This is a genomic window from Marinomonas sp. G8-14 (assembly GCF_055808935.1).
The window spans coordinates 373,816-399,121 of record NZ_CM147891.1; the positions used below are offsets into that span (position 1 = coordinate 373,816).

Consider the following 25,306-nt stretch of genomic DNA (forward strand, 5'->3'; position numbering starts at 1 on the left):
TTATGAAGCGATGGATGTGCGCGGTTTTTTTCTTTCTCTGAATATGCCGGCGAGTGCCGAGACTGATAATTTTCTATTGGCTACTGAACTTTCTGATGAGACAGTATACGAGTCTTTTATAGATAGTATCCCTGTTGTGGTAACACCGTCTAAAATGCCTCAGCCGCGAGTGGATGTTTCTTCCTCTTTGTCTGTATTAGATGGCGAGTTTATTCGTCGTGTTAATATGCAATATGTAGAAGATTTACTGCAATTTGTCCCTGGTTTTTCTGTTGTACCTTATAAAACGTCGAGTCAAAAAGTGGCGTCCTATCACGGCACGCAACTGGATCAATATCGTCGTATTCAAGTGCTTGTTAATGGTCGTTCTGTTTACAGTACGGGGACTCGCGCGGGTGGAATGGGCAACCTTGCCATTGAATATAGAAGATGTTGCTCGGGTAGAGGTTAACCGCGGCCCCAATGCAGCCAGTTATGGTATTAACTCCTTTTTTGCCGTTGTGAACATTATTACCCGGTCGCCTTTAGAAACCTTGGGCAATAGTATGTCGGCTTATTCTGGCTCCCGTGGGGATTATCGACTTTACGGGCAGCACAGTGGGTTGAATGGCGATTGGAGTTATCGGGCGTCGGCTTCGACAAGTGCCGTCCATGGCTTTGATGAAGATTTCGATGGCAATGACAGACATGATGGTCATCGCTCGTCCATGGGAAACATGCTTATACAAAAGGAAACAGTCAATAGTTCTTTTGATTTAGACATCGGAGCGAGCCATTTAAAGGATAAGGTTGAAGCCCGCAGATTATGGTTTAGATTCGTATGATATTAATAAGCCGATGCGATTGATTGACCGTGAACATATTAAAGTGAGCTATCGCCAGCAAGTCTCAGCCGATCATGAAGTAAAAGTGCAGTATTATTATGACCAATCAGATATGGGGGAATATCATCAAGCTGTACTCAGTCCATCATTTTATAATTTGCTATTTGGTGGTTCTGTTACTGCCCCTGTATACGCTTCTTCTGAAGTCGATTTATTGGAGACTCGCCATGATCTCGAACTACAGAGCACGTGGGAAGCTGCAAAAAATCTACGTTTGATTTCGGCGGTAGGGTATCGTTGGGATGAAGCCGATTCAGAACATTATTTATCTGGTAAAGCCAATGATGAGGTGTTTCGACTTTCTAGTAATCTGGAATATCGAGCCAGTGATCGCTGGGTAGTGAATACCGGCGCTATGTTTGAGCGCAGCCAAATGGGAGGGAGTTTTTTGTCTCCCAAATTCGGTGTGGCCTATAAACTGTCAGAGCAGGAGTCGTTTCGTTTTAATGTCTCTGAGGCGGTTCGTACGCCTGACTTAGCAGATCAATATTTCAAATGGCACTATGTTCTGTTTAGTGGTGAAGTGTCGCCAACTACCTATGCAGTGAAGGGGGAAAAAGAAGAAAAAATTACGTCTTACGAAATAGGCTACTATCATTATTGGTCAAATCAAGGCTTGTCCACAGATATAAAGTTGTATCACGATAAAGTGCAGGATATGGTGTTAAGCCAGAAACTATTTACAGCCTATACTGTCGATAGTCCTATTGAAGAAGGTGTGGTGGAAGACGTCAATATAAATGGTGTCGAACTTGAGTTGGATTGGCGCTTCCAGTCTGGCGCCATTACCCGCTTTACCTATGCCTATCAGGACACTCAAACCGATAACGTTAAACTCAAAGACGCAACAACACCAATCATGATGTCGTTTTTTGGTAGTCAACCACTAGGTGATAGATTCGCTGTGAATGGCTACTTTTGGTACGGTAGTGAACTAAATAATAGGGAGTATAAATTCCTTAACTCCTGGTTGTCTTATAAGTTGGCTTTAGGTGGGTACTCTAAAGCAACGATGGGGGTTGGGATGGAAACGCGTTTAGACGATAACGCACTTGTCTCTAGACACAACAATTTGACTAAAGACACGTTTGCCTATGTCTTTACCAATATTACGTTCTAATCAAGGTGAGTAGGAACGTGAAAAGGATTTTATCTCTTATATGTATATTGCTTGCCTCAATGAATGTATCGGCATCGGTTTATGTGGTCCATGATATTGAAGAAAGTTCGGTACGTTCTTTGATTTTCCAATTGTCTAAATTGTTGCCTTCCGATACTCAGTTAACACCAGTACGACGTGCTTTGTTTATGCAAAACATCGGCTATTCTAATGATAAAGATGTCTTCATCACCCTTGGGGCGGACAGTTTTCGGCAGGTATGTTCATCAGTGTCTGAAGGCATGGTGGTGTCGATTTTTATTGGCAAAGAAGAATATTTGAAGGCTCAACCACAGTGCTCGGTTCCGACCAGTGCGGTTTTTTCTGGCGCCCCTATTGAAAAGCGTTTGGCTTTATTGGAAGCGATTTGGTTTGATAAAAAACCATTGGCCGTGATCTATAGTGAACATCTTTTAGTTGATGAGCAGGAGATGTCGCGTCAGGCTGAGCAATATGGCTTTGAGTTTCAGTTTTTAAGAACAGAGACGGACCGCCTTTCTATTTTAAGGTCAGTAAACTTTGTTTTGGATGAATCTACGATGATTTTTTCGTTAGTGGATACCGAGCTTTATAAAAATGGCATTGCACAAGATATTCTCAAGCTACTTTTTCATAAGCAGCAAGTCATGATAGGTCCTTCTTTTGCTTTTGTACGCGCAGGCTCATTGTTCGCCATTTATTCCGATACAGACACGAAATTAGAGGGATTAGCAGAGCGGATCACGATGTGGCGTACCAAAGGGGTACTGCTAGACGCTGTGTACCCCGAAAAGCTAAGAGTCAGTTTTAATCCCTATCTTATTAAAGCCCATGGTGTGGTGCCGCCATCGGCCTCTTTCTTGAAAGACCGCTATGGCTTATGTTCCGAAACACTATGTGATTGATCATTGTAAAAATCGTCTTACCAAACTGGTAAAAGGAAGGGGTTTTTCGGCATGGAGCCAGTGACCTGCACCGGGTATTATTTTTACACTGGCATTAGGGAAGAGTGTGGCCGTTTCTTCTTGGTATGCGGCGATAATGTAGTCTGAATTTTCGCCTTTGATAAACAAAGTGGGTGTGTTTATCGCGTTTTCAATGATGGGTTTTTGTAAGATGGTGGCGTAGCTTTCAGCGATGTTTTTTATTGAGAGTTCTAATGTAAAGCCATGTTCACTTTTCACCAGATTTTTTAATAGGAACTGTCTCACGGCTAACTGTGGTTCGTATTGGCTTAACAGTGTATCAGCCGCTTTTCGTGACGCTGGCTGCGATTCCTCAACGGCTTTCAATCCCTCTAAGATGCGAGTATGGCTAGGCTGATAATCGACCAGGGCTATGTCAACGACAATGAGTTTTTCTATTTTGCCTGGTGTTGCCATCGCTGCCATTTGCATGGCAACCTTGCCACCCATAGAGTGTCCTAGCAAATAAAAAGCGCCGATATTATTAAGTGTTGCCCAATCAAGTACTGCCTCTGCCATTTTTGGGTAGTTGGCGTCTGTCATACTGTCTGATTTCCCGTGGTTAGGAAGATCAATGCAATGTACCGTGAAGTGTTCCGATAAGTTTTGTGCGATGGAGTGCCAATTGTCCGCGTTGCCAAATAGTCCGTGGATAACGATAAGATTAGGGCCTGCGGAGCCGTATTGTTTTGCGTATATCATAGAAGCCTTATCATGCAGGGAAGTGAATAAGTAGGTGCGCGATGAGCGCGGCTTTGTTTATATTGTAACAAGTCTTTGAAAGTTTCGTCCCTAAAGAATCAAGGTAGTTGTCTGAATGTTAGATACATTGTTTATTAAAACGCTGAAACATCCCTTGCGTTTAGCGGCGGTTGTCATTGATAAGCTAGGTGTAAAAGCCAATTGGATTACCTTGTTAGGTTTTGTGATAGGCATGATGGTGCTGCCTGCTTTGTACTTTGGAAACACCTCTTTGGCATTGGTGCTTGTGATTATAAATAGGGTCATGGATGGCCTAGATGGTGCGGTAGCTAGGCTACAAGGCCCTACGGATCTGGGGGGTATTTAGACATTACCTTGGATTTCATTTTTTATTCGGCGGTGGTCTTTGGCTTTGCCCTAATGAATCCTGTCGATAACGCGTTGGCGGCGAGCTTTCTAATTTTTTCCTTTATGGGAACGGGCAGTAGTTTTCTGGCGTTTGCCATTATGGCGGAAAAACGCAAGATTGAGCGTCTAGAATACGGACATAAGTCACTTTATTTTCTGGGGGGATTGGCCGAAGGGACAGAAACCATCGCATTTTTAGTCTTGATTTGCTTACTACCCAGTTACTTTGCCGTTATGGCCTATTTGTTTGGTGTGATCTGTTGGATAACAACAGTAACCCGGATTTATGCGGGTTACTGTACGTTGCGTTAGTCAAAAAAAGCAATTTCAATATCGCTTTTGACAATGGCACAGCAAGCCAATAAGTAGCCACTTTGTACCCATGCTAAAGGCTCAAAGGGATAACTGACGTTGCCCCATAAAAGTTTGATAGAACAAGAAGAGCAATAGCCTTCACGACACTGGTATTCAACATGAATACCAGCACGTTCCAGTTGTATCAATAGGGGCTCGTCTTCTGTGACAAGGATTTGTTTTTTCCCCAATAAGACACGGTGAACTTTGTCGCTTGCTGTTTTGTTTGCTGGCTTAGAGATCAAAGTCATCGAAATCTGAGTCGTCTAGATTGTTGTCCGTTTGACCCACTAGGTAAGAGCTGATTTCTGCTTCCTGTGGCGCCACTTGAACATTGTCGCTGACTAGCCAAGCGTTGATCCAAGGGATTGGATTATGTTTGGTTGCAAAGCAGGTTTCTAGACCCACGGCTTGCATGCGTACGTTGGTGATGTATTCAACATACTGACCTAGGATTTGAGCATTCAAACCAATCATTGAGCCGTCTTTGAATAGATAAGTGGCCCATTCTTTTTCTTGTTCCGCGGCTTCGATAAAGATTTGACGGACCTCGTCTTGGCATTCTGCAGCAATGATGGCCATTTCTGGATCATCTTTACCAGAAGCCATTAAATTCAACATGTGCTGAGTGCCCGTTAAGTGAAGAGCTTCATCGCGAGCGATCAGTTTGATAATTTTGGCGTTACCTTCCATGAGCGTACGCTCTGCGAAGGCGAAGCTGCAGGCAAAGCTAACGTAAAAACGAATGGCTTCCAATACGTTGACAGAGGCAATAGTTAGGTAAAGCGCTTTTTTGAGCTTAGGCATGGAGATTTCAATGTCGCCTTTGCCAGGAACATTAAATGTGCCCATGCCCATGGTGTTATAAAGATTCACCATTTCAATAAGGCGGTCATAATAAATCGACACACTGTCAGCGCGTTTGGTAATTTCTTCATTAGTAACGATGTCGTCAAAAATCTTGGTCGGATCGTTAACAATATTACGGATGATATGTGTGTAAGAACGGCTGTGAATGGTTTCACTAAAAGACCAGGTTTCAATCCAAGTTTCTAACTCGGGCAAAGAAACAATGGGCAAGAAAGCAACGTTGGGTGAACGACCTTGTACGCTGTCTAATAAGGTTTGGTATTTTAGGTTGCTCAAGAAAATGTGTTGCTCGTGTTCTTCTAGGCGTTGAAAGTCTTTGCGATCGGTTGAAAGATCGACTTCTTCTGGACGCCAAAAAAGGACAGCTGCTTTTCAATCAGCTTTTCAAAAATAGGATGTTTTTGTTGGTCGTAACGAGCAACATTGACATTTTCGCCAAAGAACATAGGTTCTTTCATACTATCGAAGTGCTTACGGTTGAAAGTCGAGTAACTCATGTCTTAGGGGATTCCTCAAAAGCATAAGGCATTTTCCAAATAAAAATGTCTTAGTTATTAATAGATTTGGGTATTTCATTAAAGCATTAAACGTAGCAAAGCCTCATTTGGATGAGGCTTTGCTTGTCTATCGTGCAAAAAAATGTACGACGACAGATGAATTAAATCTTGCAAGCACCGCCAGCGCAATCATCCATGTCTTCTTGCTTGTCGTCAGCGCCATCACGAGTATTGTGATAGTACAGGGTTTTTACCCCTAGTTTGTAAGCTGTCAGCAGATCTTTCAAAATGACCTTCATCGGTACCTTTTGCGACTCGAATTTTTGTGGGTCGTAGTTCGTATTTGCAGAGATCGCTTGGTCAACAAACTTTTGCATGATGCCCACTAATTGCAGGTAACCATCGTTTGATGGAATGGTCCATAACAATTCATAGTTTTCTTTCAAGCGTTCGAACTCAGGCACGACTTGCTTTAGGATACCGTCTTTACTGGCTTTCACAGAAACAAAACCACGAGGCGGCTCGATGCCGTTCGTTGCGTTGCTGATCTGAGAAGACGTTTCAGATGGCATCAAGGCGGTTAGCGTTGAGTTACGTAGACCGTGAGTCACGATCTCTGTACGCAAGCTTTCCCAATCGTAGAACAATTCGTTAGAAACGATATTGTCGATTTCTTTTTTGTAAGAATCGATTGGTAAAATGCCTTTAGAATAAGTGGTTTCATTAAAAGCCAAGCATGGGCCAAACTCTTTTGCTAACTTGTTAGACGCTTTCAATAGGAAGTATTGAATGGCTTCAAAGGTTTTATGTGTTAGCTCGTTGGCGCTGCCGTCAGAGTATTTAACGCCATTTTTCGCTAAGTAATACGCGTAGTTAATAACGCCCACACCTAGGGTACGACGTAGTTCCGTTGCACGTTGTGCTGCTGGAATCGGGTAGTTTTGGTAATCCAATAAACTGTCCAAGGCGCGAACAATCAGTTCTGCTAACTCTTCTAGTTCATCTAGGTTTTCAAGCGCGCCTAGGTTGAATGCCGATAGAGTACAAAGGGCGATTTCGCCTTCTTTGTCATCGATACTGTTCAGTGGCTTGGTTGGAAGGGCGATTTCCAAACACAAGTTACTTTGTTTAACTGGCGCTACTTTTGGATCGAATGGACTGTGCGTATTACAGTGATCCACGTTCTGCAGGTATATACGGCCCGTGCTGGCGCGCTCAGAAGCAAACAAAGTAAATAACTCCGTTGCCTTGATCGTTTGCTTACGGATAGTAGGATCTTGCTCATACAGGGTGTATAGACGATCGAATTCTTCTTGGTCGGCGAAGAAGGCATCGTATAGACCTGGTACGTCTGATGGGCTAAACAGCGTGATGTTACCGCCTTTGATTAAGCGTTGATACATCAAGCGGTTAAACTGCACGCCATAATCTAGGTGACGAACGCGGTTTTCTTCTACACCACGGTTGTTTTTGAGTACCAATAGGCTTTCGACTTCAAGGTGCCAAATAGGGTAGAACACAGTGGCGGCACCACCACGCACACCACCTTGAGAGCAGCTTTTCACCGCAGTTTGGAAGTGTTTGTAGAATGGGATACAACCTGTGTGGAAAGCTTCACCACCACGAATTGGACTACCTAGAGCACGAATAGCACCAGCATTTACACCAATACCAGCACGTTGGCTAACGTATTTTACGATGGCGCTGGACGTTGCGTTGATCGAGTCTAAAGAGTCGCCACATTCAATCAATACACAGCTACTGAACTGACGAGTCGGAGTACGAATCCCAGACATGATCGGTGTGGGTAATGAAATTTTGAACTTAGATACAGCATCATAAAAACGACGGATTAGGTTCAAACGCTCGTGCTTGTCATAGCCTGCGAATAAACAAGCCGCAACGAGTATGTAGATAAACTGAGGGCTTTCGTAGATGGCCCCCGTTACTCGGTTTTGTACCAAGTATTTACCTTCAAGCTGTTTTACCGCTGCGTATGAGAAATTCATATCACGTGAGTGGTCAATGAAATCATTCATTTGATTGAAGTCATCTTCTGAATAATCTTCAAGCAGATGTGAGTCGTAGCGCTTTTGTTGGACTAGGTTTTTTACATGTGCATAAAGATGTGGCGGTTCAAAATTGCCAAAGGCTTTTTTACGCAAATGAAAAATAGCTAAGCGCGCAGCGAGGTACTGGTAATCTGGTGTGTGCTCAGAAATTAAGTCGGCAGCAGATTTGATCAAGGTTTCATGTATATCTGTAGTACGAATGCCTTCAAAAATTGGATTCGTGCCTTTAGCTCCACTTGGGATACAGAGACATTTTCTAGACCTTCAGCCGCCCAGGCGATGACTTTATGGATCTTTTCTAGGTTGATGTTTTCGGTCGACCCGTTACGCTTAGTAACTGTGAGAGTGCTCATGCCTTAACTTCCCATTAGTGCATTGTAAAAAAGAGGTAAACTACTCTATATAGTGTGTGTTTTTTGTCTGACACACTATATGTAGTATTTTTGCTAATGATTTGTCACGAACAATAGTGCGCATTCAATTGAAAATCAAGGCTTGAAAAAAACTCTAAATTCAGAAACAAATAATGCCTAAGTGGTCACTTACTTTGTTTGCCAGAAGAAGCGTAAAGTTAGCAATTGGCAAGGCTATAAAATCAAATTTCATCTATTTTTTCAGGACGAAGTCGAACGGTTTGGTATGCACGAAAAGTGATCAAGAAAATTGCAAAAGCACCATTTTGAACGCCGCCACAAGGCCAAATAAAATAATCTGGTGGCTAAGATAAATAGGTAGGGCGTAACGTCCCATAAACGCTAATGCATGAGTGACGATATGATTGGGGGTTGGGCATTGGTGCCAGTTTAAATAACCCAACAAAGGGCCAATAAACACAACGCCAATCCATGGAAATGGAAAAACGATATCCAGTGTTCGATCAGGGAGTGGGACATAGCGAGTGATCGTTGAGAAAGCGTTAGGGAAGTGAAGCCATTGAGTGAGGTGGTAAATCATAACAATGGTTATGCCTAGTATGGCACAAGCAATAGGCCATTTCGCGGCAGGTCTTACGAGGATGGAGGCGACAAAAATAAAATGCAGGATACCGAAATAAATCCATTGATTCGGCATAGCTAAGTAGGTGGCCAGTGAAATAGCCCCAGCGGAAAGAAGCAGCTTAATGTCGCGTTTCCAAGTGAATGGCTTGCTAAACTGATTGTAGGCTATGTAGGCGGACCAGCCAACCGCAGTCAGAAATAGGGTGAGGATGAGGCTGCGGAAATATACCCAAAAAGGGTCGTATATGGAAAACTCCATGAAACCAAAATTACGTAAATCCCAACAAAAATGGAATATCATCATCAGTAAAACAGCAAAGCCACGATAAACATCTAAAAATGCGCTGCGTTTGGTTGGGTCAAAAACAGGAGAGGTTTGCATTGAAGTCCAAAGTAAAAAATGGGGTGGAAGTTCGGCCATCATACCGATACTCATTTTCTAGCTCAAGTTTACAGCACCTATTGCCGCGACTTAAGGGAGATTTGCCGTGGGAGCGAGAGAGTTTGTTGATGTTTGGTCGTCCTATTGTAGTGCCCCGTCAGGTGGCTTTCGTTGCGGATGCGGGTATATGTTATCGCTACTCAGGAAAGGATCATTTTGGCACCGGCTGGCCCGATTGGCTGGTACCCGTCAAAGAGGAGGCTGAATCGTTAGCGCAGCAGCCTTTTAATGCTTTGTTATTGAATTGGTATCAAGACGGTGACGAATACATGGGTTGGCATGCTGATGATGAGAAGTCATTGGGTCCTGCGCCTGTCGTGGCCATGCTCAGTCTTGGCGCGCAACGATCTTTCCTATTTCGTTTGAAAGCGAATCACCAGATTAAGCACAGTCTTGAGTTGGAAGATAGCAGTTGGCTAGTAATGTCTGCTTCTACACAGGTGCTTTGGCAGCATTCTTTGCCTGTAAGAAAACGCATCAAAGAGGAGCGAGTGAGTTTAACCTTTCGTCTCCTGCTTTGAATGCGAGTTCTGTTAGTGACCGAAATGTATTGGATCGCTATGGGGCTTTGCGGGTGATGATCCAGTTGTTGTCTTGTTGTGTGAAGCAGATGCGATCATGAAGACGACTGGGTCTACCTTGCCAAAATTCAATAAATTTGGGTTTTAATACATAGCCACCCCAGTTTTCAGGGCAGGGCACATCTTGACCATTAAAAGCTTGCTCTTCTTCGTTAAACGCCGTCTGCAGCGCGTCGCGATTGGCAATAACAGTGCTTTGCTTGGATGTTCTGGCGGCGAGTTGGCTGCCTCGAGGGCGGCTAGCAAAATAGGTTTCTGATATATGGCGAGCGACTTTTTCAACATGGCCTTCGATACGAATTTGGCGTGACAGGGCAGGCCAAAAAAAGTCATGCTGGCCTTATTATTAAGGGCTAATTGTTGGCCTTTTTCGCTATCGTAATTAGTGAAAAAAGAAAAACCAGCGTCATTACGTTGTTTTAACAGCACCACACGGGAATGTGGCCAGCCATCGCTACCAACCGTACTCAATACCATAGCTGTTGGGTCGTCAGGGCAGGAATCTATGGCTTTTTCGAGCCAATTGTCAAATAAGGTAAGCGGATCATGTCCGACATGCTCTTCTAGGAGGTCATCGAACTGATAGTCGCGTCGAATAGAATGAAGATCTCTGTTCATGATTAAATCCGGTAAGTTGTTGTGGTCATGACTTTAGATACTTGTGTCATGATAGCCATAATAGGCTTAGGAAACTCGTATCCGCCTGCAGCCAGAGCCATGGCTTTGTGTTTGGCTTCATCTGTATGCATTTGTGCTAACACCGCTTTACTCTTTTCATCTTGTGCTGGCAAGGTTGCCATGTGCTTTTGAAGATGAATACAAACCTGATCTTCTGTTGCGGCAACAAATCCCAAGCTTAGTTTATCGCTGATCAATCCTGCTCCTGCACCTATAAGAAAAGATGCACCATAAAAAAATGGATTAAACAGGCTAGGTCTGCTGCCCAGTTCATAAAGTCGTTGCTCACACCATACTAGATGATCGATCTCCTCATCTGCCGCATGTTCCATTTCTTCGCGCACTGCAGCAAGTTTTGCTGTGGTGGCTTGTCCCGCATACAGTGCTTGGGCACAGACTTCTCCTGTGTGGTTGATGCGCATCAAACCGGATGAATGCTTACGCTCAGAAAGGTCTAGAGTACCTTCTTCCAGCAAATTTGCAGGAGAAGGGCGCGATGCTTTAGCGGCATGAGGTACCAGCGTTTGCAGTGCACGATCAAATTGCAATACGGCTTTATCTAAAAAAGAGATCATTGTATTTCCTCTTGCTAACCTGGAGGCCATGTCATGGCGCGGCCACCCAGTACATGCATATGAATATGATAAACGGTTTGTCCGCCCATCTCATTGCAGTTCATCACAACGCGATAACCTGCGTCACTAATGCCCTTTTGTTTTGCTATCTTGGCCGCCGTGATAGGCAGTTTTCCTATTACCGCAGCATCAGCATCTGTGAGATCATTTAAAGTGCTTATATGACGCTTAGGAATAACTAGGAGATGGGTTGGCGCCTGAGGCATGATGTCTTCAAAGGCCAGAACATCATCGTCTTCATATAAAACGGTCGCCGGAATATCTCGGTTCACTATTTTGCAAAATAAACAGTCCATATCATCTCCTTTCATTGGTATTATTCAAGGTTAGTTGTGTTGCTTCAAGGTGTTTTGCGCAAAGGCTTGATCCGTGACAAGGATGTACTTCTTAGCCTCTCTCCCTTTTGTATAAGGCGCGATATTCTCTGCTGCAGTTGGCTCTCTAATTCTGAGCAGGCGATCAGTTCATCAAACCCCAGTTTCTTGGCGTAATCTAATGACATTTTAACATTGTTGCTGATGAGTAAGCACTGATCTTCATGGCGCATTAATGGAAGTAGTCTCTGTTGTGTGACATGGGGGATATGTCCCCCATTGTCGAAGACTAAAATAATGGACCCAGACTCTCTTTTGGTAGGTAGTTCTAAGTAATCGAGTAGACTCTCTAAGGTAGTAAAGTGTTCTATTTTATTGATATGACTTTGCAGCAGCGTGAGGGCTTTTTGCAAATCATGGTCTGTTTGACCAAAAAGTATAATATCAAAGTGGTTGTGCTGGCCGATCTCGCTGTTTGCTGGACGAATGTGCGCACGTATCGGGAGTTGAATATCAATACGTCGATAATGGTTGCTCTCAGATATTTGCATTTCCCCCTCTATGTGTTGAATAAGCAGTGTGATGTAGTGCATGCCCAGGTCAAAGCTTGCTGTACTTGTGTGGATACGTTTAGGTAGAGGGTAACAGCTGAGTTCTAATATTGTGATGCCTTCTCGATTCAGATCGTGTCGAGTAATATCAAGAGTAAGCACTTGGTCCGTAAAGTGTTTGAACTCCTGAACGAGGCTTTCAATAAGGTGTTGCAAGATAGAGGCATGCTGCAATATTTCCACTTGGGCCGTTTTGTTGCTATTGATTTCTATTAAAGCATTGTCTTGGTCTAAGCGTTGCACATTGTTGTATGCGTTGTCGATTAGTTGATCGAGTGGTATCGGATAAGATTGTTCTGGTGGTGAGTTTTCTCTTACGTCATTCAGTAGATCAATTCGTTCAATCAGATTTTTTAAATTATTGTTGGCCGTTAGGCTGCTCGATAAAAACAGTCTTGTTTCGTTTGATGTAGCGGCTTGTTCAAGGTGCGTGAGCCCCCCGCCAATGATATTGACTTGACGACGCAAACGACTGGACAGATCAGACAAAAGGTCTGCGATCTCAGTTTGAGAATGTTTGGTTCTGTGGGCATGTCGCTGCAATAAAGGGGTTGTTTGTGCAATGATGCCAGTGAAATGGATCATCGCTTCAATAATAATCGTGATGGTTAGCCCCCACTCCAATAGCATGGCACTGGGTATAATGCCATAAACGGACAATATCCAAGCAAAGTGTCCTATAAGCAATATTAGTCTGGCAACCAAGTAATACCCAGAAAAAGGGACTTTATAAATAAACGCAGCAACAGCGTGAATGGTCAGTAGCGTCAGTGTGATTACCACCATCGAGGACAGAATCACTATGTTTATTTGCTCTGGAGAAAGGGTAAATACAACCGCAAATAGGGCATTAATTGAACCAATGATAAGCAATGCTTTGTCTATTCTAGGTAGATAGTTTTTAGTGTCTATGTAGAGCCGAGAAAAAAACACAATAGCGCACAGGCATGATAGCGCCGCTAGATTGTAGATGCGCTCTTGAATATTTATCTGATCCGGAAAAAAGGCGGATATCTGATCATGAATCGAAAGATGCAATGCTGTGATACCAATTAGCAAGCCACTGTAAATGAGATACATAGGATGTGAGGTTTTGATAAAAAAGAACACATTACAAACAAACAGAGTGATGAGTATGCCAATTAAGATGCCGGTAAAGGTTAGGTTCTTTTGGGCATCTAGGCTCATTTGTGAAAGGGTTTTGAGTTCAATTTTAGCGTTAATCGGCAAATCAGAAGAAAGCTTCAAATACAAGGTAAAAACAGGTGGTGAGTTCGTTGGGATGTTAAACACATAGTGGGGCGCTTTAATTGGTCTATTGTTATAGGGGCGTGCGCCACCGAGTTCTGCTTGGACCTGATTTTCGTATAAGTTAGGAAGGTATATATCAAGGTATTGTAGTCTGGGGGTGTTTATTTCCAGCAAGATAGGCATGTTGCTGGTGGTCCGGATGGCAATGTCTGTGCGTATCCAAACATTGCCTTTGACTAAGCCAAACTGCAGGTAGTTTCGATTCAGTGGGCGAAAACGTTTTGCGTATAGATCCGATGAAATGGTGTCAAATGAGAGGTTTTTATCGGCATCAATAAAATAGGTGCCACTTTTACCAATATTGAAGACACTGTTTGAATCATCAATAATGGCGATCGTGTTTGAGCTCCACACTATGTTGGAGGTGCCGAGTAAAAATAGTAAAATCAATTGGTAAAACAAAACGCTAGCCCAAACAAGTTCTATGAAGGCTATCATTATTAACTAGATAGGGGATTGAATGCTATATCCAATTTTGGTGGAACATTATGTTTGGTTTAGTCTATTGCTGTTGGGGGTCACTTGGTTTGCCAGACAGTCGAAGCCTGCAACACGAACAAATCTCATGTATGGCTATGGGATGATCGCCACATTAGGCTTCGTCCTTGGTTTTGATTGGGTGGCCGGTATTATATTTGGTTTGTTGGTATTGGAAGTTGGGCGTTTATTCAAGGCGTGGTTGGATAAGAAAGAGTCTCAGCTAAAAAAATAGCATACAGTGTATATATTGCGTATTTAGATAAGAAAAAGGCCTCAGAGAGGCCTTTTTAGCAATTTGTGTATTTTATAGAAGGCTATTTTTGTTCGCGAGCAATGGCACGGTGGCCGATGTCGGTACGGAAATACACCTTATCCCAAGACAAAGTTTTGACAACCTCGTAAGCAGACGCTTGTGCTTGAGCAACCGTATCGCCAAGAGCAACAGCGCAAAGAACACGGCCGCCGTTGGTTACTACTTGGCCGTCTTTTAGTGTTGTGCCGGCTTGAAAGACTTTCTGACCTTCAGGAAGGACTGTGTCCAAACCAGAAATGACATCGCCTTTAGGGTAATCGGCAGGGTAGCCGCCAGCAGCAAGAACAACACCTAAGCTTGCGCGTGGATCCCAATCTGCTTCAATGGTATCCAGTGTGCCATTGATGGCAGCCAAACACATTTGTGCTAAATCAGAACGCAAGCGCATCATGATTGGTTGTGTTTCTGGGTCACCAAAACGGCAGTTGTATTCGAGAGTCTTTGGTGTTCCATCCGGTGCGATCATCACGCCAGCGTATAAGAATCCACGGTAGCGGTTACCTTCAGCGTTCATGCCTTTAACCGTTGGCATGATAACTTCATTCATAATGCGATCATGAATTTCTGGTGTCACAACCGGAGCAGGAGAATAAGCCCCCATGCCGCCTGTGTTTGGGCCTTTGTCGCCGTTATCGCGTGCCTTGTGGTCTTGGCTTGTCGCCATCGGTAATACCGTTTCGCCATCTACCATACAGATAAAGCTGGCTTCTTCGCCTACCAAGAACTCTTCGATCACTACACGGCTGCCCGCATCGCCAAAGGCATTGCCTTGTAGCATGTCTTCAACCGCTTCAATGGCTTCGGCTTCCGTTTGCGCCAAGATAACGCCTTTACCAGCGGCTAGACCATCGGCCTTAACCACAATCGGGGCACCGTGTTGCTTGATGTAAGCAACCGCTGGCTCGATCTCAGTGAAGTTGCCGTAAGCAGCCGTTGGAATGTTGTGGCGCGCTAAGAAATCTTTTGTGAAGGCTTTAGAGCCTTCTAGCTGTGCTGCCGCCGCTGTGGGGCCAAAGATCGCCAAACCTTCTTTTTCAAAGGCATCGACTACACCGATGACCAAAGGCGCTTCTGGTCCAACGATCGTTAGATCAATGTTCTCACGTTTTGCAAAGGCCACAAGATCTGCAATATCAGTGACACCGATGTTGACGTTCTCTACTTTATTTTCAGTGGCAGAGCCTGCGTTACCTGGGGCAACATAGACTTTTTCGACTTGGTTCGATTGAGCGGTTTTCCATGCTAGAGCATGTTCACGACCGCCGTTACCAATAATAAGAACTTTCATTATCTAATCCTTTGTATTGCAAGCCAGAGACTTAGGTCTCTGGCGACTAACTAAAGCGTTACGTCTTTTTAGCGTGTCTAATAACGATGTGTTAATGACGGCTCTTTAATGACGGAAATGACGCATACCTGTGAAGACCATTGCCATACCAGCTTCGTCTGCCGCCGCGATGACTTCTTCGTCACGCATAGAGCCACCTGGCTGAATAACCGCTGTAATACCGGCTTGTGCTGCTGCATCGATACCATCACGGAATGGGAAGAAGGCATCAGACGCCATGACGGAGCCAGCGACTTCTAGGTTTTCATCAGCGGCTTTAATGCCCGCAATTTTAGCGCTGTATACTCGGCTCATTTGGCCTGCGCCAACGCCAATGGTTTGTTCTGCTTTGGCATAAACAATGGCATTAGATTTAACAAATTTTGCCACTTTCCAAGCAAACAATAGATCTTTTAGCTCTTCTTCGCTAGGTTGACGTTTAGAGACAATTTTAAGATCGTCTAACGTAATGACACCATCGTCACGGTCCTGAACTAATAAACCACCGTTTACGCGCTTGTAATCTAGTGCTGCTGGCTTGTCTTTTGACCATTGGCCGCACTCAAGTAGGCGAACGTTTTGTTTTGTCGCCACAATGTCGGCCGCTTCTTTGCTAACGCTTGGGGCAATGATCACTTCAACGAATTGACGATCAACAATCGCTTGTGCTGTTTTAGCGTCTAGCTCTTGGTTGAAGGCAATGATGCCACCAAATGCAGACGTTGGGTCTGTTTGGAAAGCAAGATCATAGGCTTCAAATTGAGTCGCTGCTGTAGCGACACCACAAGGGTTAGCGTGCTTAACGATAACACAAGCAGGTTTATCAAAGCTTTTTACGCATTCAAGGGCGGCATCAGTGTCAGCTATGTTGTTGTAAGACAACGCCTTACCTTGGATTTGTTTAGCCGTGCTGATAGAGGCTTCTTTCGGGTTCGCTTCTACATAAAAAGCCGCTTTCTGGTGTGGGTTCTCACCATAGCGCATTTCTTCTTGTTTGTGGAATTGTAGGTTAAATGTACGTGCAAACTCTTCGCTGCCGCCTTCTACTTTTTTACCTAGGAAGTTAGCAATGGCGCCATCGTAATGTGAAGTGTGTTCGAATGCTTTAACCGCAAGGTCGAAACGCTGTTCAAACGTCAAGCCACCATCTGCTTTAAGAGACGCTAAGATGCTTTCATAGCTGGAAGGTGAGACCACGATAGCTACGTCTTTGTGGTTTTTGGCAGCAGAGCGAACCATGGTAGGGCCACCGATATCAATATTTTCAATCGCCATCGGTAAATCGCAATCAGGACGTTCTATCGTTGCTTCGAATGGATACAGGTTAACCACCACCATATCGATTTCTTCAATGCCGTGCTCTTTCATTACAGCGCCATCGATATCACGACGACCAAGAATGCCACCGTGCACTTTTGGGTGCAGTGTTTTTACACGTCCATCCATCATTTCTGGGAAGCCTGTGTAATCAGACACTTCTGTTGCTTTAACGTTGCTGTCCAATAAAAGACGGTAAGTTCCACCGGTTGAAAGAATTTCAACACCTTGAGCGGTCAGTTCGCGCGCGAATTCGACAATGCCTGTTTTGTCGGAAACACTGATTAACGCTCGTTTGATTGGAGTTACGGTATTTTGATTTGCCATCATGGTTCTCGCAGTTAATTTAACACTAAATAAACAAGGGGAAGATAAGACGAAAAAAAGGGCGAATTCGCCCTTTTTTTCTTTGTGATTATAGCATGCCGTATTGCTTTAACTTCTTACGAAGTGTTCCTCGATTTAACCCAAGGATGGTGGATGCTTTGGTTTGGTTATCCTTTGTGTAGCTCATGACAGACTCTAGCAAAGGCGCCTCAACCTCGGCTAAGACCAACTGGTATAAGTCTGTTATTGGCTGCCCATCAAGATGAGCGAAATAGTTTTGTAGGGCTTTTTCAACGTTGTCACGTAGTGTTTGTGACTGCTCTGAAGAAGCGGCTTGAAACGTATGAGTATGAGTTTGTTCTACCACAGAATGACCTTCTATTTTTAAAGCTAACCATTTGTTAATGTATATTGAGCATCGTATAGAAGGGCGATCTAACTCTTCTTTTTTGATGTTCATTACATTAAGTGTAAGGTTCGTTTGCCTATTGGCAAACAAAGAACTCTTCCAATTTATCAAGCTGTTCTTGCGTATTATCAATACGATTAAACAGGCTGCGAAATTGTGTGTTATCCGCTAACGTTTGCAGGTACCAACCAACATGCTTGCGAGCAATACGCACACCCAAATAATCACCATAAAATTGATGTAGGGCGTGCACGTGGTTAATAACAAGCTGTCTCACCTCAGATAAAGAGGGAGGTGTTAACAATTCGTTTGTTTCTAAATAGTGGTTTATTTCGCGAAAAATCCACGGTCTTCCTTGGGCAGCTCGACCAATCATGATGCCATCCGCCTTGGTGTAATCTTTCACAAATTTTGCTGATTGCGCGTCTTTAATGTCCCCATTCGCAAAAATAGGGATACTCAAATGATGCTTAATCTCTGCAATCGTGTCGTATTCAACTTGTCCTTGGAATTTGCATTCCCGCGTTCGCCCATGAATGGCTAGGGCTTGAATGCCAATGTCTTCTGCCATTTTTGCAATCGCAAGACCGTTTTTTTGATCGAGGCTCCATCCCGTACGAATTTTTAGAGTGACTGGAACAGACACACTATTTACAACTGATTCCAGTATCTCACGAACAAGCGCTTCATCTTTCAGTAATGCAGAGCCTGCCGCTTTGTTGCATACTTTTTTGGCGGGGCATCCCATGTTGATATCAATGATTTGTGCGCCTAGCTCAACATTTTGTTGGGCTGCTTCAGCCATCATTTGGGGATCGCCACCAGCAATTTGAACGGATCTCGGCGAGACTTCTGCATCATGAATTAAGCGATGACGGCTTTTGGTCGAGTTCCACAGGCGAACGTCAGAAGTAACCATTTCTGATACCACTAAGCCTGCACCTAGGTCATGACAAAGGCGGCGAAATGGCAAATCTGTGACGCCAGCCATAGGGGCTAGAATGACAGGTTTGTCAACGCAATATGGGCCAATAGCAAATGCCATGATGTTCCTGAATACTGGATTGAATGTTAAAGATCGTCGACAGTGTCGAGCGGGCGTGAATAATACCTATGCAATCGTTGTTTTTGAAGTCTTGACAGGCTAAAAACTGACTATTTTTTGTCCTTTTTTAGCCCTTTATAGAAAAAGACTCCAAAACTAGTAGGACCGAGTGTCTGCTGGGAAGGCTTTGAGTTGGTGGGTCACTGCGCGCGCTCCAGGATCTTGTATGGGAATAACAAGATGAATGGGCGTACTTGGTGGCATATAAGTAATATCTAGAAAATCTTTGTGAAGGTAATCGCTGGGTGAAAAGAGTCTAGCGGCAACTGGCTTACCATTTAAATCAAAAAACTCTAGTGCGATTTTGGGCATCGGCTGAGAAAAACGGCTGATGTTGTTGATAATCGCATTGACTAATAATGTGTTGGGGAGGGTTGGGTGGCTTTGTATGCGCACATGCTGGATAGTGATGGTACTGACATCCTCAAATCGTGGTAAAACGCAGCCAGAATAAGAACAAATAGTCCTGTAAAAGGATCGAAAGTTAGAAGATCTGCTGCCTTCTTCAAAAAAGTGCATGGCAATCTGCAAGGCAAGTAGTGCTGCACCTAAGAGCGATGCGAAAAACCACAACCATGGATGACCGTTTTTGCGGCGTGAGTTGGATTCATTTTCACCGAGTAAAGGAGCAAGGCTTTGCTGGGCAGACAATTGCTCAAGAATGCTGTGTTGGTACTTGAGGTCAGATGGCCGTGTTTGTTCTGCTGCACTTTGCGCTAGCGAATGCAGTGCTGTCATGTAATCGGGTTCTTTTTGCGTTGCTGACGGCTGTTCGATGTTTGTCAGCTTTGCCGTTATGCTCTCTGGTGAGAGTGTTCTTGCTATCGTGTTGTTGTTCGCTGGGGTGTTATTGGTCTGTATATTGACTGTTGGTGTGGCTTTAAGAGCGGCCTCAACTTCGGCAAGCTCAACTTCCCAAGGGGCTGGTTCGTCAGACCGATTCGCCGCCATTGAGCGCTTAGCATTTGTGGCCGGTCTAGGAGGATCTAATGGTTTGTTGGCTGTTTTCTGGTCGATACTTTTAGGAGATGAGGTCTCATCTTGGTAAGGATCCAGTGTCGTGACTAAGCTGTTTTCATCAAAAGGATTAAGATCTTTATCGTCAAATAATGTATCCAGCCAATCTGGATTGACAATTTCTTCTGTTGGTGGCACTCGTTTTTCTACCTGTGTGCCCACATCGCCGGTTTGTATGTTTGCCTTATCTGTCTGTACGATTGGGGAAGCCGATGATATTGACGGCTCAACTTTTGCCTTGTGGTTGATGGAGTCGCTAGCATTGAAGATGTGAAAACATTGGCCACATCTGACTTTGCCCTTGGCCATGCTTAATACTTCATCGCTTACTCGAAATGCGGTTGAACATTTTGGGCAACGGGTTATTAGGCTATTGGCCATGGGGTGCTGTCTTCCTGTTTAAATCTTGACTGGGTTAATGGATTATTATGCGTGTTTAGTGCCAACGATACGAACCCATTCTTCTTTTTCTGTAATGGAATCAATGGTGAACCATTCTTGATAGGCTTCTATCACTTCCTGTGCTTGGTTGGCCAGTATTCCCGAAAGGGCTAGTTGACCTTGTGTTTTAACTAGCGCAGAAATAGTCGGTGCTAGGTTCGCTAATGGGCCTGCAAGGATGTTTGCTACCACAATATCGGCTTGTAGATCGGATTCGTAAGGCGGAAGCTTTACTTCTAGACGGCTAGGGTCGATGTTGTTGCGTTCTGCATTGGCCTCGGTTGCTTGCACGGCTTGTGGGTCGATATCAATGCCCACCATATTGTTAGCACCAAGCAATAAGCCTGCGATGCCAAGAATGCCTGAGCCGCAGCCGTAATCTATGATGATTTTGCCTTGGCAATCAATGCTGTCTAGCCATTGTAGGCATAATGCGGTAGTAGGGTGGGTACCTGTGCCAAATGCCAAGCCAGGATCTAGCATTAGCGTAACAGCATTTGGATCAGGGACTTCACGCCAGCTTGGGCATACCCAAAGGCGTTCACCAAACTGAATGGGATGATAGTTATCCATCCATTCTCTTTCCCAGTCCTTGTCTTCCAGTATTTCAATTTTCATATCGATATCTGTTTCGCCTAGAGACACGGCTTTGTGTTCTACAACGGGGCGAATGTGTTCAACATCGGCATCAGCCTCGAACAATCCTGTTACTTTGGTGTTTTTCCATAGCGGCGTAGTGTTAAGGTCTGGCTCATATACCGGATCGTCATGGACATCTTCAAAAGTGACAACCAAGGCGCCGCACTCAAGAAGGGTATCTTCAAAAGCTGGGACATGATCGGGCGTGGTGTGAATACGTATTTGAAGCCAAGGCATAAAGTGGAGTCCAACAATAAAACAAACAGGAATAGAATAGCGAAGCTTGAAGCGAGAGGCGAGAGGAAAATGATTACCCCTAGTGATTTATCTTATCACTAGGGGTAAAACTGCGGCCTTTATAGACCGAGTTTTTTCTCCAAATAATGGATATTAACGCCACCAGCAATGAAATTAGCATCATTTACTAGGTCTTTTTGTAGCTCTATGTTGGTTTTAATACCATCGATGAAGGTTTCATCTAGAGCGCCAGAAAGGCGTTTTAGTGCAGCCGTACGGTCCGGTGCATGGCAGATGATTTTGGCAATCATTGAGTCATACGTAGGAGGTACTGTATAGCCGCTGTACAAATGCGAGTCAACACGAACACCCATGCCGCCTGGAGCATGGAAATAATCCACTTTACCTGGACAAGGCATGAAGGTTTTCGCGTCTTCTGCGTTGATACGAGATTCAACGGCGTGGCCGTTTAGCTTGATGTCTTCTTGTTTCAAGGACAATGGCAAGCCACTTGCGATGCGAAGTTGTTCTTTAACGATATCTACGCCTGTTACCATTTCAGTCACAGGGTGCTCTACTTGAACACGAGTATTCATTTCGATGAAGTAGAAATTGCCGTCTTCGTATAAGAATTCAAACGTACCTGCGCCACGGTAGTTGATCTTGATACAAGCATCAACACAGGCTTTTAAACACGCTTGACGAGATTCTTCGTTAAGCATTGGAGCCGGAGCTTCTTCCAATACTTTTTGGTGGCGACGTTGTAAAGAGCAGTCACGATCGTATAAGTGGATCGCGTTGCCTTGACCGTCGGCCAATACTTGTACTTCAACGTGACGAGGGTTTTGTAGGAATTTCTCCATATAAACCGTGCTATCACCAAAGTAAGAGCCAGCTTCAGATTGAGTAATGCTGATGGATTTTAGTAGGCTGCCTTCGTTATGAACAACACGCATACCACGACCACCACCACCTGCAGCAGCTTTCACAATCACAGGGAAGCCGATTTCTCTTGCAACACGTAAACATTCATCTGGATCAGAAGGCACTGGGCCGTTTGAGCCAGGAACGGTCGGCACGCCTGCTTCTTTCATGGCTCGAATAGCTGAAACTTTGTCACCCATTAGGCGAATGGTTTCTGCTTTCGGGCCGATAAAAACGAATCCTGAGTTTTCAACTTGTTCTGCAAAGTCTGCGTTTTCTGCAAGGAAACCATAGCCTGGGTGAATGGCAGAGGTGTCTGTTAATTCTGCTGCGCTAATAATCGCAGGGATGTTTAAGTAACTTTGAGACGATGGGTTGGGTCCTATGCAGATAGACTCATCTGCAAGGCGCACATGTAACAAGTCACGGTCAATCTTTGAGTGAACCGCAACGGTTTTGATACCGAGTCTCTTTGCACGCGCGTAAAATACGCAGTGCGATTTCGCCTCGGTTAGCAATCAATACCTTATCGAGCATGATGAAACCTTTGCGTTGGATTAAATGATAGTAATAAGAGGCTGGTCAAACTCAACTGGTTCACCATCTTCTACAAGAATGGCACCAATCGTACCAGATTTGTCGGCTTCGATTTGGTTCATCATTTTCATTGCTTCAACGATACAGATAGTATCGCCTACATTAACTTTTTGGCCTACTTCGATGAAAGGCTTGGCACCTGGTGCAGAAGATTTGTAGTAAGTGCCAACCATTGGAGAATTTACTGTGTGGCCAGTAACTGCAGCTGGAGCCTCTGGCGCTGCAGTCGAAGCAGCAGCAACTGGGGCAGCAGCAGGGGCTGCCATCATTGGAGCATGCATCATAGGTGCTTGAACTGGCGCACCACCACGACTAATACGAACTGCTTCTTCGCCTTCTTTGATTTCAATCTCGTAGACGTTAGATTCTTCTAATAGTTCGATTAGTTTTTTGATTTTACGAATGTCCATGGTTACTCTCTTCTGTCTGTATGGATGATATCAGCGATACTTAGGTCGCTGACTATTAGAGGTTTTGTACAGGATCACTGACTATTAAGGTATGGCTTAAATATACTTAAAAGACGAATTTATACAGTTATAAATGCGGCTTCTGCGTCTATTCTTGCTTTCACCCAGATCTGTTAGTACCTAGTGCAAAATTCTCTATGTATAAATTTCTGTGTACAGTTTGCTGTGATCTGCAAATCGCGCTTTTATGAAAAATAAGAATTGTAAAAGCATGTAACTGGAAATTATCGATAAAAAGCTGGATATTGTCCAGTTATGCGGCAAAAAAACCTAAAAATGTTTGCCTTGGTTGTTTTGTGATCTCTAGTAAACCCCTTCCTTTTTCAATCTAAATCACGGCAAGGTAATGGCTTCCAATCTGTTTATCAGGGTGGATTTTGTAGGTTCGCCCATCAAGGTCAGCGCTTTGCGTTCGTTACCTTCTTGGTCTAAAAATACCAATGATGGGGGGCCAAACAGGTGGAAATGCTGCATCAATGCTTGATTTTGTGCTGAATTTTTCGTGACATCGACTCTAATCAATTGCACCTTTTTGATCAGCGGTGAGACGTCTGGAGCCACAAACATCTCTTCTAGTACCCGACAGCTGACACACCAATCAGCATAAAGGTCCAGCATAATAGGTCGAGTGTCTTGATTGGCGATGATGTTATTAAGTTCATCTAAACTGGTAATGGTGGCATCAAAAACAACCTCTTTGTTTGTTATTGAGGATGACGACATATTTTTCAAGGGGGATAATGGGGTACTGCTACCTGTGGTGGCACCGATAAACTGAAGACTGCCTACAATGAAGAATAGTAAAGCAAAAAACCAGCGAACGGGATGAGAGAGGGCCTGTCGCGTTCGGTGAAAAAAATAGCCGCTTATTGCTATCGCGAGTGCGCCCCAAAGATACAAATGGCTGTTTGAAGGTATCCAGCGAGTGAGTAGCCAGATGGCCATAGCAAGTAACCCAAACCCCATTAGTACTTTTATATCCTGCAACCATTCACCGCTTTTGGGCAGTATTTTAGGGCCAAATGCACCGACTAGCAGTAAAGGAACCCCCATTCCAAGCGCCATCACAAAGAGTATCATTGCCCCATACCAAGCATTGCCTTGGCTGCTTATAAACAGCAAGGCACCAGCGAGTGGTGCCGATACGCAAGGTGAAACAATAAGAGTGGACAGCACACCAGCGACAAAAATACTCAAACTTGATCGCCACGTAGAATTAGAGACAGAGTTCGACGTTTGCAAACGTTGTTGCCAAGCACTGGGTAGCCTTAGCTCATACACGCCAAACATAGCGAGAGCAAGTAACACAAATAACAAGGCACTGATCATTAATAATACGGGGTTTTGCAGTTGAGCTTGCATATTCAGTTGAATACCAAAAACACCCACTAATCCACCTATCATGGCGTACGTTAGCGCCATGGCAAAAACATAAACCGCGCTATAATAAAAACCGCCTAGCTTTGAATGGCGAGATCCGATCACAATAGCGCTAACGATAGGGATCATCGGTAGGACACAGGGCGTAAAAGAAAGCAGCAACCCTAAACCAAACACTACGGCCAATGTGGTCCATAAGGTATTGGTGCTGATCAATTGGCTTACCGTTTGTGCTTCTGAAAGCTGGAGAGGTTTATCTTGGACAGTAGAGGTATTGTTACCTTGTGGGAGATTTTGTGCATTATTATTTGTAATTTCAGGCGATAGAGCGGGTACGGTAAACTGAATGGGCATGGCCTGAGGGGCGTAACATAATCCCTTATCAGCACAGCCTTGATACGTTAACATAGCGTTAATCTCTGTGCCTGGTGTCAGCGTAATGTCGTAGTAAATCGGCAAGCTTAATTGCTCTCGATAGACGATTACGTCACCATAATAAGGGTCTTGTTGAGATTCACCAGCTGGGAAAGGCGAAAAGTGTAATTTATGAGCTTGTTCACCAGACAAGCTGAACTGTTCTTGGTATAAGTAGTAGCCATCTTGAATCTGCCACGTTGCTGTGAGTTTGCCATCTATAGGCGCGGAAATGGATAATTGAAAGGCTTGATCCACTGGTAAGAACTCTGGTTCTGAAAGTCTTGACGTCGGGCCGAAAGTGAACGCTTGGCAAAGGCTGTGAAATAGCAATAAGAACAGTAGAGCGAGTGGGCGCATAAATATCTTCAATCAAGTTAGGCGAGTTGTGTAAATCCATATTTCATCACGCTGAGTATAAGGTGTAGACTACCAACCCATCTTTAAGT

Annotated in this window: 23 protein-coding genes and 4 pseudogenes; 8 read left to right on the forward strand and 19 right to left on the reverse strand. The window is 44.2% G+C overall.

Translation table 11 applies throughout. The features are described from left to right. The first annotated feature begins 16 nt into the window (after positions 1-16). Genes AC0L6V_RS01815 through AC0L6V_RS01830 form a run of 4 tightly spaced genes read left to right on the forward strand, consistent with a single transcriptional unit; the run spans position 17 to position 2,927 of the window. Positions 17-451: a TonB-dependent receptor plug domain-containing protein gene (locus tag AC0L6V_RS01815; protein WP_418138715.1), complete on the forward strand. Its 435-nt coding sequence runs from the start codon at positions 17-19 to the stop codon at positions 449-451. Next, a complete protein-coding gene (locus AC0L6V_RS01820; protein ID WP_418138716.1) occupies positions 411-824 on the forward strand; it encodes a hypothetical protein in 414 nt (137 codons plus the stop codon). Before AC0L6V_RS01815 ends, AC0L6V_RS01820 begins: the two co-directional genes overlap by 41 nt. Continuing rightward, positions 790-2,004 carry a TonB-dependent receptor plug domain-containing protein gene (locus tag AC0L6V_RS01825; protein ID WP_418138717.1) on the forward strand — a complete coding sequence of 405 codons (1,215 nt, stop codon included), beginning with the start codon at positions 790-792 and terminating at the stop codon, positions 2,002-2,004. Before AC0L6V_RS01820 ends, AC0L6V_RS01825 begins: the two co-directional genes overlap by 35 nt. A 17-nt stretch (positions 2,005-2,021) precedes the next feature. Further along, positions 2,022-2,927 (forward strand): hypothetical protein, encoded by a 906-nt coding sequence (locus tag AC0L6V_RS01830; protein WP_265217056.1) that lies wholly within the window; start codon positions 2,022-2,024, stop codon positions 2,925-2,927. On the opposite strand, the gene AC0L6V_RS01835 is transcribed toward AC0L6V_RS01830, so the two are convergent. Beyond that, positions 2,928-3,689, reverse strand: a complete 762-nt coding sequence (locus tag AC0L6V_RS01835) for an alpha/beta fold hydrolase (protein WP_265217058.1) — start codon at positions 3,687-3,689, stop codon at positions 2,928-2,930. 115 nt (positions 3,690-3,804) lie between these two features. On the opposite strand from AC0L6V_RS01835, the gene AC0L6V_RS01840 reads away from it, so the two are divergent. Together AC0L6V_RS01840 and AC0L6V_RS01845 are read left to right on the forward strand one after the other, a co-directional pair. Next, on the forward strand, positions 3,805-4,056 hold the full coding sequence (locus AC0L6V_RS01840; protein ID WP_418138718.1) for a CDP-alcohol phosphatidyltransferase family protein: 252 nt from the start codon (positions 3,805-3,807) through the stop codon (positions 4,054-4,056). A gap of 8 nt (positions 4,057-4,064) precedes the next feature. Then, positions 4,065-4,409: a hypothetical protein gene (locus AC0L6V_RS01845; RefSeq protein WP_418138719.1), complete on the forward strand. Its 345-nt coding sequence runs from the start codon at positions 4,065-4,067 to the stop codon at positions 4,407-4,409. On the opposite strand, the gene yfaE is transcribed toward AC0L6V_RS01845, so the two are convergent. From yfaE to AC0L6V_RS01865, 4 genes and pseudogenes are all read right to left on the reverse strand, one after another. After that, positions 4,406-4,702, reverse strand: coding sequence for a class I ribonucleotide reductase maintenance protein YfaE (gene yfaE, locus AC0L6V_RS01850; RefSeq protein WP_265217059.1), 297 nt, complete (start codon positions 4,700-4,702; stop codon positions 4,406-4,408). The genes AC0L6V_RS01845 and yfaE overlap by 4 nt on opposite strands. Beyond that, a pseudogene (gene nrdB, locus AC0L6V_RS01855) lies at positions 4,686-5,818 on the reverse strand (class Ia ribonucleoside-diphosphate reductase subunit beta). The gene yfaE and the pseudogene nrdB overlap by 17 nt, the downstream one beginning before the upstream one ends. A gap of 161 nt (positions 5,819-5,979) precedes the next feature. Next, positions 5,980-8,243: pseudogene (nrdA, locus tag AC0L6V_RS01860) on the reverse strand (class 1a ribonucleoside-diphosphate reductase subunit alpha). 301 nt (positions 8,244-8,544) lie between these two features. Then, positions 8,545-9,312, reverse strand: a complete 768-nt coding sequence (locus AC0L6V_RS01865; protein ID WP_265217061.1) for a heparan-alpha-glucosaminide N-acetyltransferase — start codon at positions 9,310-9,312, stop codon at positions 8,545-8,547. On the opposite strand from AC0L6V_RS01865, the gene AC0L6V_RS01870 reads away from it, so the two are divergent. Further along, complete coding sequence (locus tag AC0L6V_RS01870) at positions 9,294-9,851, forward strand: alpha-ketoglutarate-dependent dioxygenase AlkB family protein (RefSeq protein WP_265217762.1); 558 nt, start codon at positions 9,294-9,296, stop codon at positions 9,849-9,851. The two genes, AC0L6V_RS01865 and AC0L6V_RS01870, sit on opposite strands and share 19 nt — an antisense overlap. Before the next feature lie 37 nt (positions 9,852-9,888). Here the strand turns inward: AC0L6V_RS01870 and AC0L6V_RS01875 are convergent, their stop codons facing one another. The 5 genes and pseudogenes from AC0L6V_RS01875 to AC0L6V_RS01895 all read right to left on the reverse strand — a co-directional run bounded on the left by AC0L6V_RS01875 (position 9,889) and on the right by AC0L6V_RS01895 (position 13,862). Further along, positions 9,889-10,224 carry a pyridoxine/pyridoxamine 5'-phosphate oxidase gene (locus AC0L6V_RS01875; protein WP_321160263.1) on the reverse strand — a complete coding sequence of 112 codons (336 nt, stop codon included), beginning with the start codon at positions 10,222-10,224 and terminating at the stop codon, positions 9,889-9,891. 65 nt (positions 10,225-10,289) lie between these two features. Continuing rightward, positions 10,290-10,529 (reverse strand): annotated as a pseudogene (locus AC0L6V_RS01880) (pyridoxamine 5'-phosphate oxidase); the annotation flags it as partial. Between the two features lie 2 nt (positions 10,530-10,531). Next, entirely contained in the window at positions 10,532-11,164 is a 633-nt protein-coding gene (coq7, locus tag AC0L6V_RS01885; protein ID WP_265217062.1) for a 2-polyprenyl-3-methyl-6-methoxy-1,4-benzoquinone monooxygenase, read from the reverse strand. A gap of 14 nt (positions 11,165-11,178) precedes the next feature. Then, a complete protein-coding gene (locus tag AC0L6V_RS01890; RefSeq protein WP_265217063.1) occupies positions 11,179-11,520 on the reverse strand; it encodes a histidine triad nucleotide-binding protein in 342 nt (113 codons plus the stop codon). A gap of 44 nt (positions 11,521-11,564) precedes the next feature. Beyond that, positions 11,565-13,862 carry a 7TMR-DISM family protein gene (locus tag AC0L6V_RS01895; RefSeq protein ID WP_418138720.1) on the reverse strand — a complete coding sequence of 766 codons (2,298 nt, stop codon included), beginning with the start codon at positions 13,860-13,862 and terminating at the stop codon, positions 11,565-11,567. 58 nt (positions 13,863-13,920) lie between these two features. Between AC0L6V_RS01895 and AC0L6V_RS01900 the strand changes: the two genes are divergently transcribed. Next, positions 13,921-14,172 (forward strand): hypothetical protein, encoded by a 252-nt coding sequence (locus tag AC0L6V_RS01900; protein WP_265217067.1) that lies wholly within the window; start codon positions 13,921-13,923, stop codon positions 14,170-14,172. Positions 14,173-14,254: 82 nt separating this feature from the next. Here the strand turns inward: AC0L6V_RS01900 and purD are convergent, their stop codons facing one another. The 9 genes and pseudogenes from purD to dsbD form a co-directional block, all read right to left on the reverse strand. Beyond that, the gene (gene purD, locus AC0L6V_RS01905; protein ID WP_265217069.1) at positions 14,255-15,541 is read right to left on the reverse strand and encodes a phosphoribosylamine--glycine ligase; all 1,287 of its coding nucleotides are present in this window, start codon (positions 15,539-15,541) and stop codon (positions 14,255-14,257) included. 105 nt (positions 15,542-15,646) lie between these two features. Further along, the gene (purH, locus tag AC0L6V_RS01910) at positions 15,647-17,224 is read right to left on the reverse strand and encodes a bifunctional phosphoribosylaminoimidazolecarboxamide formyltransferase/IMP cyclohydrolase (RefSeq protein ID WP_265217763.1); all 1,578 of its coding nucleotides are present in this window, start codon (positions 17,222-17,224) and stop codon (positions 15,647-15,649) included. A gap of 88 nt (positions 17,225-17,312) precedes the next feature. Beyond that, positions 17,313-17,591, reverse strand: a complete 279-nt coding sequence (fis, locus tag AC0L6V_RS01915) for a DNA-binding transcriptional regulator Fis (RefSeq protein ID WP_012070668.1) — start codon at positions 17,589-17,591, stop codon at positions 17,313-17,315. 118 nt (positions 17,592-17,709) lie between these two features. Beyond that, positions 17,710-18,678 (reverse strand): tRNA dihydrouridine synthase DusB, encoded by a 969-nt coding sequence (gene dusB, locus AC0L6V_RS01920; RefSeq protein ID WP_473482543.1) that lies wholly within the window; start codon positions 18,676-18,678, stop codon positions 17,710-17,712. A gap of 156 nt (positions 18,679-18,834) precedes the next feature. Next, the gene (locus AC0L6V_RS01925) at positions 18,835-20,136 is read right to left on the reverse strand and encodes a zinc-ribbon and DUF3426 domain-containing protein (protein WP_265217071.1); all 1,302 of its coding nucleotides are present in this window, start codon (positions 20,134-20,136) and stop codon (positions 18,835-18,837) included. A gap of 45 nt (positions 20,137-20,181) precedes the next feature. Then, positions 20,182-21,072, reverse strand: a complete 891-nt coding sequence (gene prmA / locus AC0L6V_RS01930) for a 50S ribosomal protein L11 methyltransferase (protein WP_265217073.1) — start codon at positions 21,070-21,072, stop codon at positions 20,182-20,184. Positions 21,073-21,191: 119 nt separating this feature from the next. Continuing rightward, a pseudogene (accC, locus tag AC0L6V_RS01935) lies at positions 21,192-22,533 on the reverse strand (acetyl-CoA carboxylase biotin carboxylase subunit). Between the two features lie 20 nt (positions 22,534-22,553). Beyond that, positions 22,554-23,003: an acetyl-CoA carboxylase biotin carboxyl carrier protein gene (gene accB, locus AC0L6V_RS01940; RefSeq protein ID WP_265217075.1), complete on the reverse strand. Its 450-nt coding sequence runs from the start codon at positions 23,001-23,003 to the stop codon at positions 22,554-22,556. Between the two features lie 393 nt (positions 23,004-23,396). After that, positions 23,397-25,217: a protein-disulfide reductase DsbD gene (gene dsbD / locus AC0L6V_RS01945; protein WP_265217076.1), complete on the reverse strand. Its 1,821-nt coding sequence runs from the start codon at positions 25,215-25,217 to the stop codon at positions 23,397-23,399. Positions 25,218-25,306 lie beyond the last annotated feature (89 nt).

Coding starts and splice junctions, on each gene's coding strand:
- AC0L6V_RS01835 (WP_265217058.1), bottom strand. CDS start 3,689: ATGATATACGCAAAACAATACGGCTCCGCAGGCCCTAATCTTATCGTT.
- AC0L6V_RS01840 (WP_418138718.1), top strand. CDS start 3,805: ATGTTAGATACATTGTTTATTAAAACGCTGAAACATCCCTTGCGTTTA.
- yfaE (WP_265217059.1), bottom strand. CDS start 4,702: ATGACTTTGATCTCTAAGCCAGCAAACAAAACAGCAAGCGACAAAGTT.
- AC0L6V_RS01865 (WP_265217061.1), bottom strand. CDS start 9,312: ATGATGGCCGAACTTCCACCCCATTTTTTACTTTGGACTTCAATGCAA.
- coq7 (WP_265217062.1), bottom strand. CDS start 11,164: ATGATCTCTTTTTTAGATAAAGCCGTATTGCAATTTGATCGTGCACTG.
- AC0L6V_RS01890 (WP_265217063.1), bottom strand. CDS start 11,520: ATGGACTGTTTATTTTGCAAAATAGTGAACCGAGATATTCCGGCGACC.
- AC0L6V_RS01900 (WP_265217067.1), top strand. CDS start 13,921: ATGCTATATCCAATTTTGGTGGAACATTATGTTTGGTTTAGTCTATTG.
- purD (WP_265217069.1), bottom strand. CDS start 15,541: ATGAAAGTTCTTATTATTGGTAACGGCGGTCGTGAACATGCTCTAGCA.
- purH (WP_265217763.1), bottom strand. CDS start 17,224: ATGGCAAATCAAAATACCGTAACTCCAATCAAACGAGCGTTAATCAGT.
- dusB (WP_473482543.1), bottom strand. CDS start 18,678: ATGGCATTTGCTATTGGCCCATATTGCGTTGACAAACCTGTCATTCTA.
- AC0L6V_RS01925 (WP_265217071.1), bottom strand. CDS start 20,136: ATGGCCAATAGCCTAATAACCCGTTGCCCAAAATGTTCAACCGCATTT.
- prmA (WP_265217073.1), bottom strand. CDS start 21,072: ATGCCTTGGCTTCAAATACGTATTCACACCACGCCCGATCATGTCCCA.
- accB (WP_265217075.1), bottom strand. CDS start 23,003: ATGGACATTCGTAAAATCAAAAAACTAATCGAACTATTAGAAGAATCT.
- dsbD (WP_265217076.1), bottom strand. CDS start 25,217: ATGCGCCCACTCGCTCTACTGTTCTTATTGCTATTTCACAGCCTTTGC.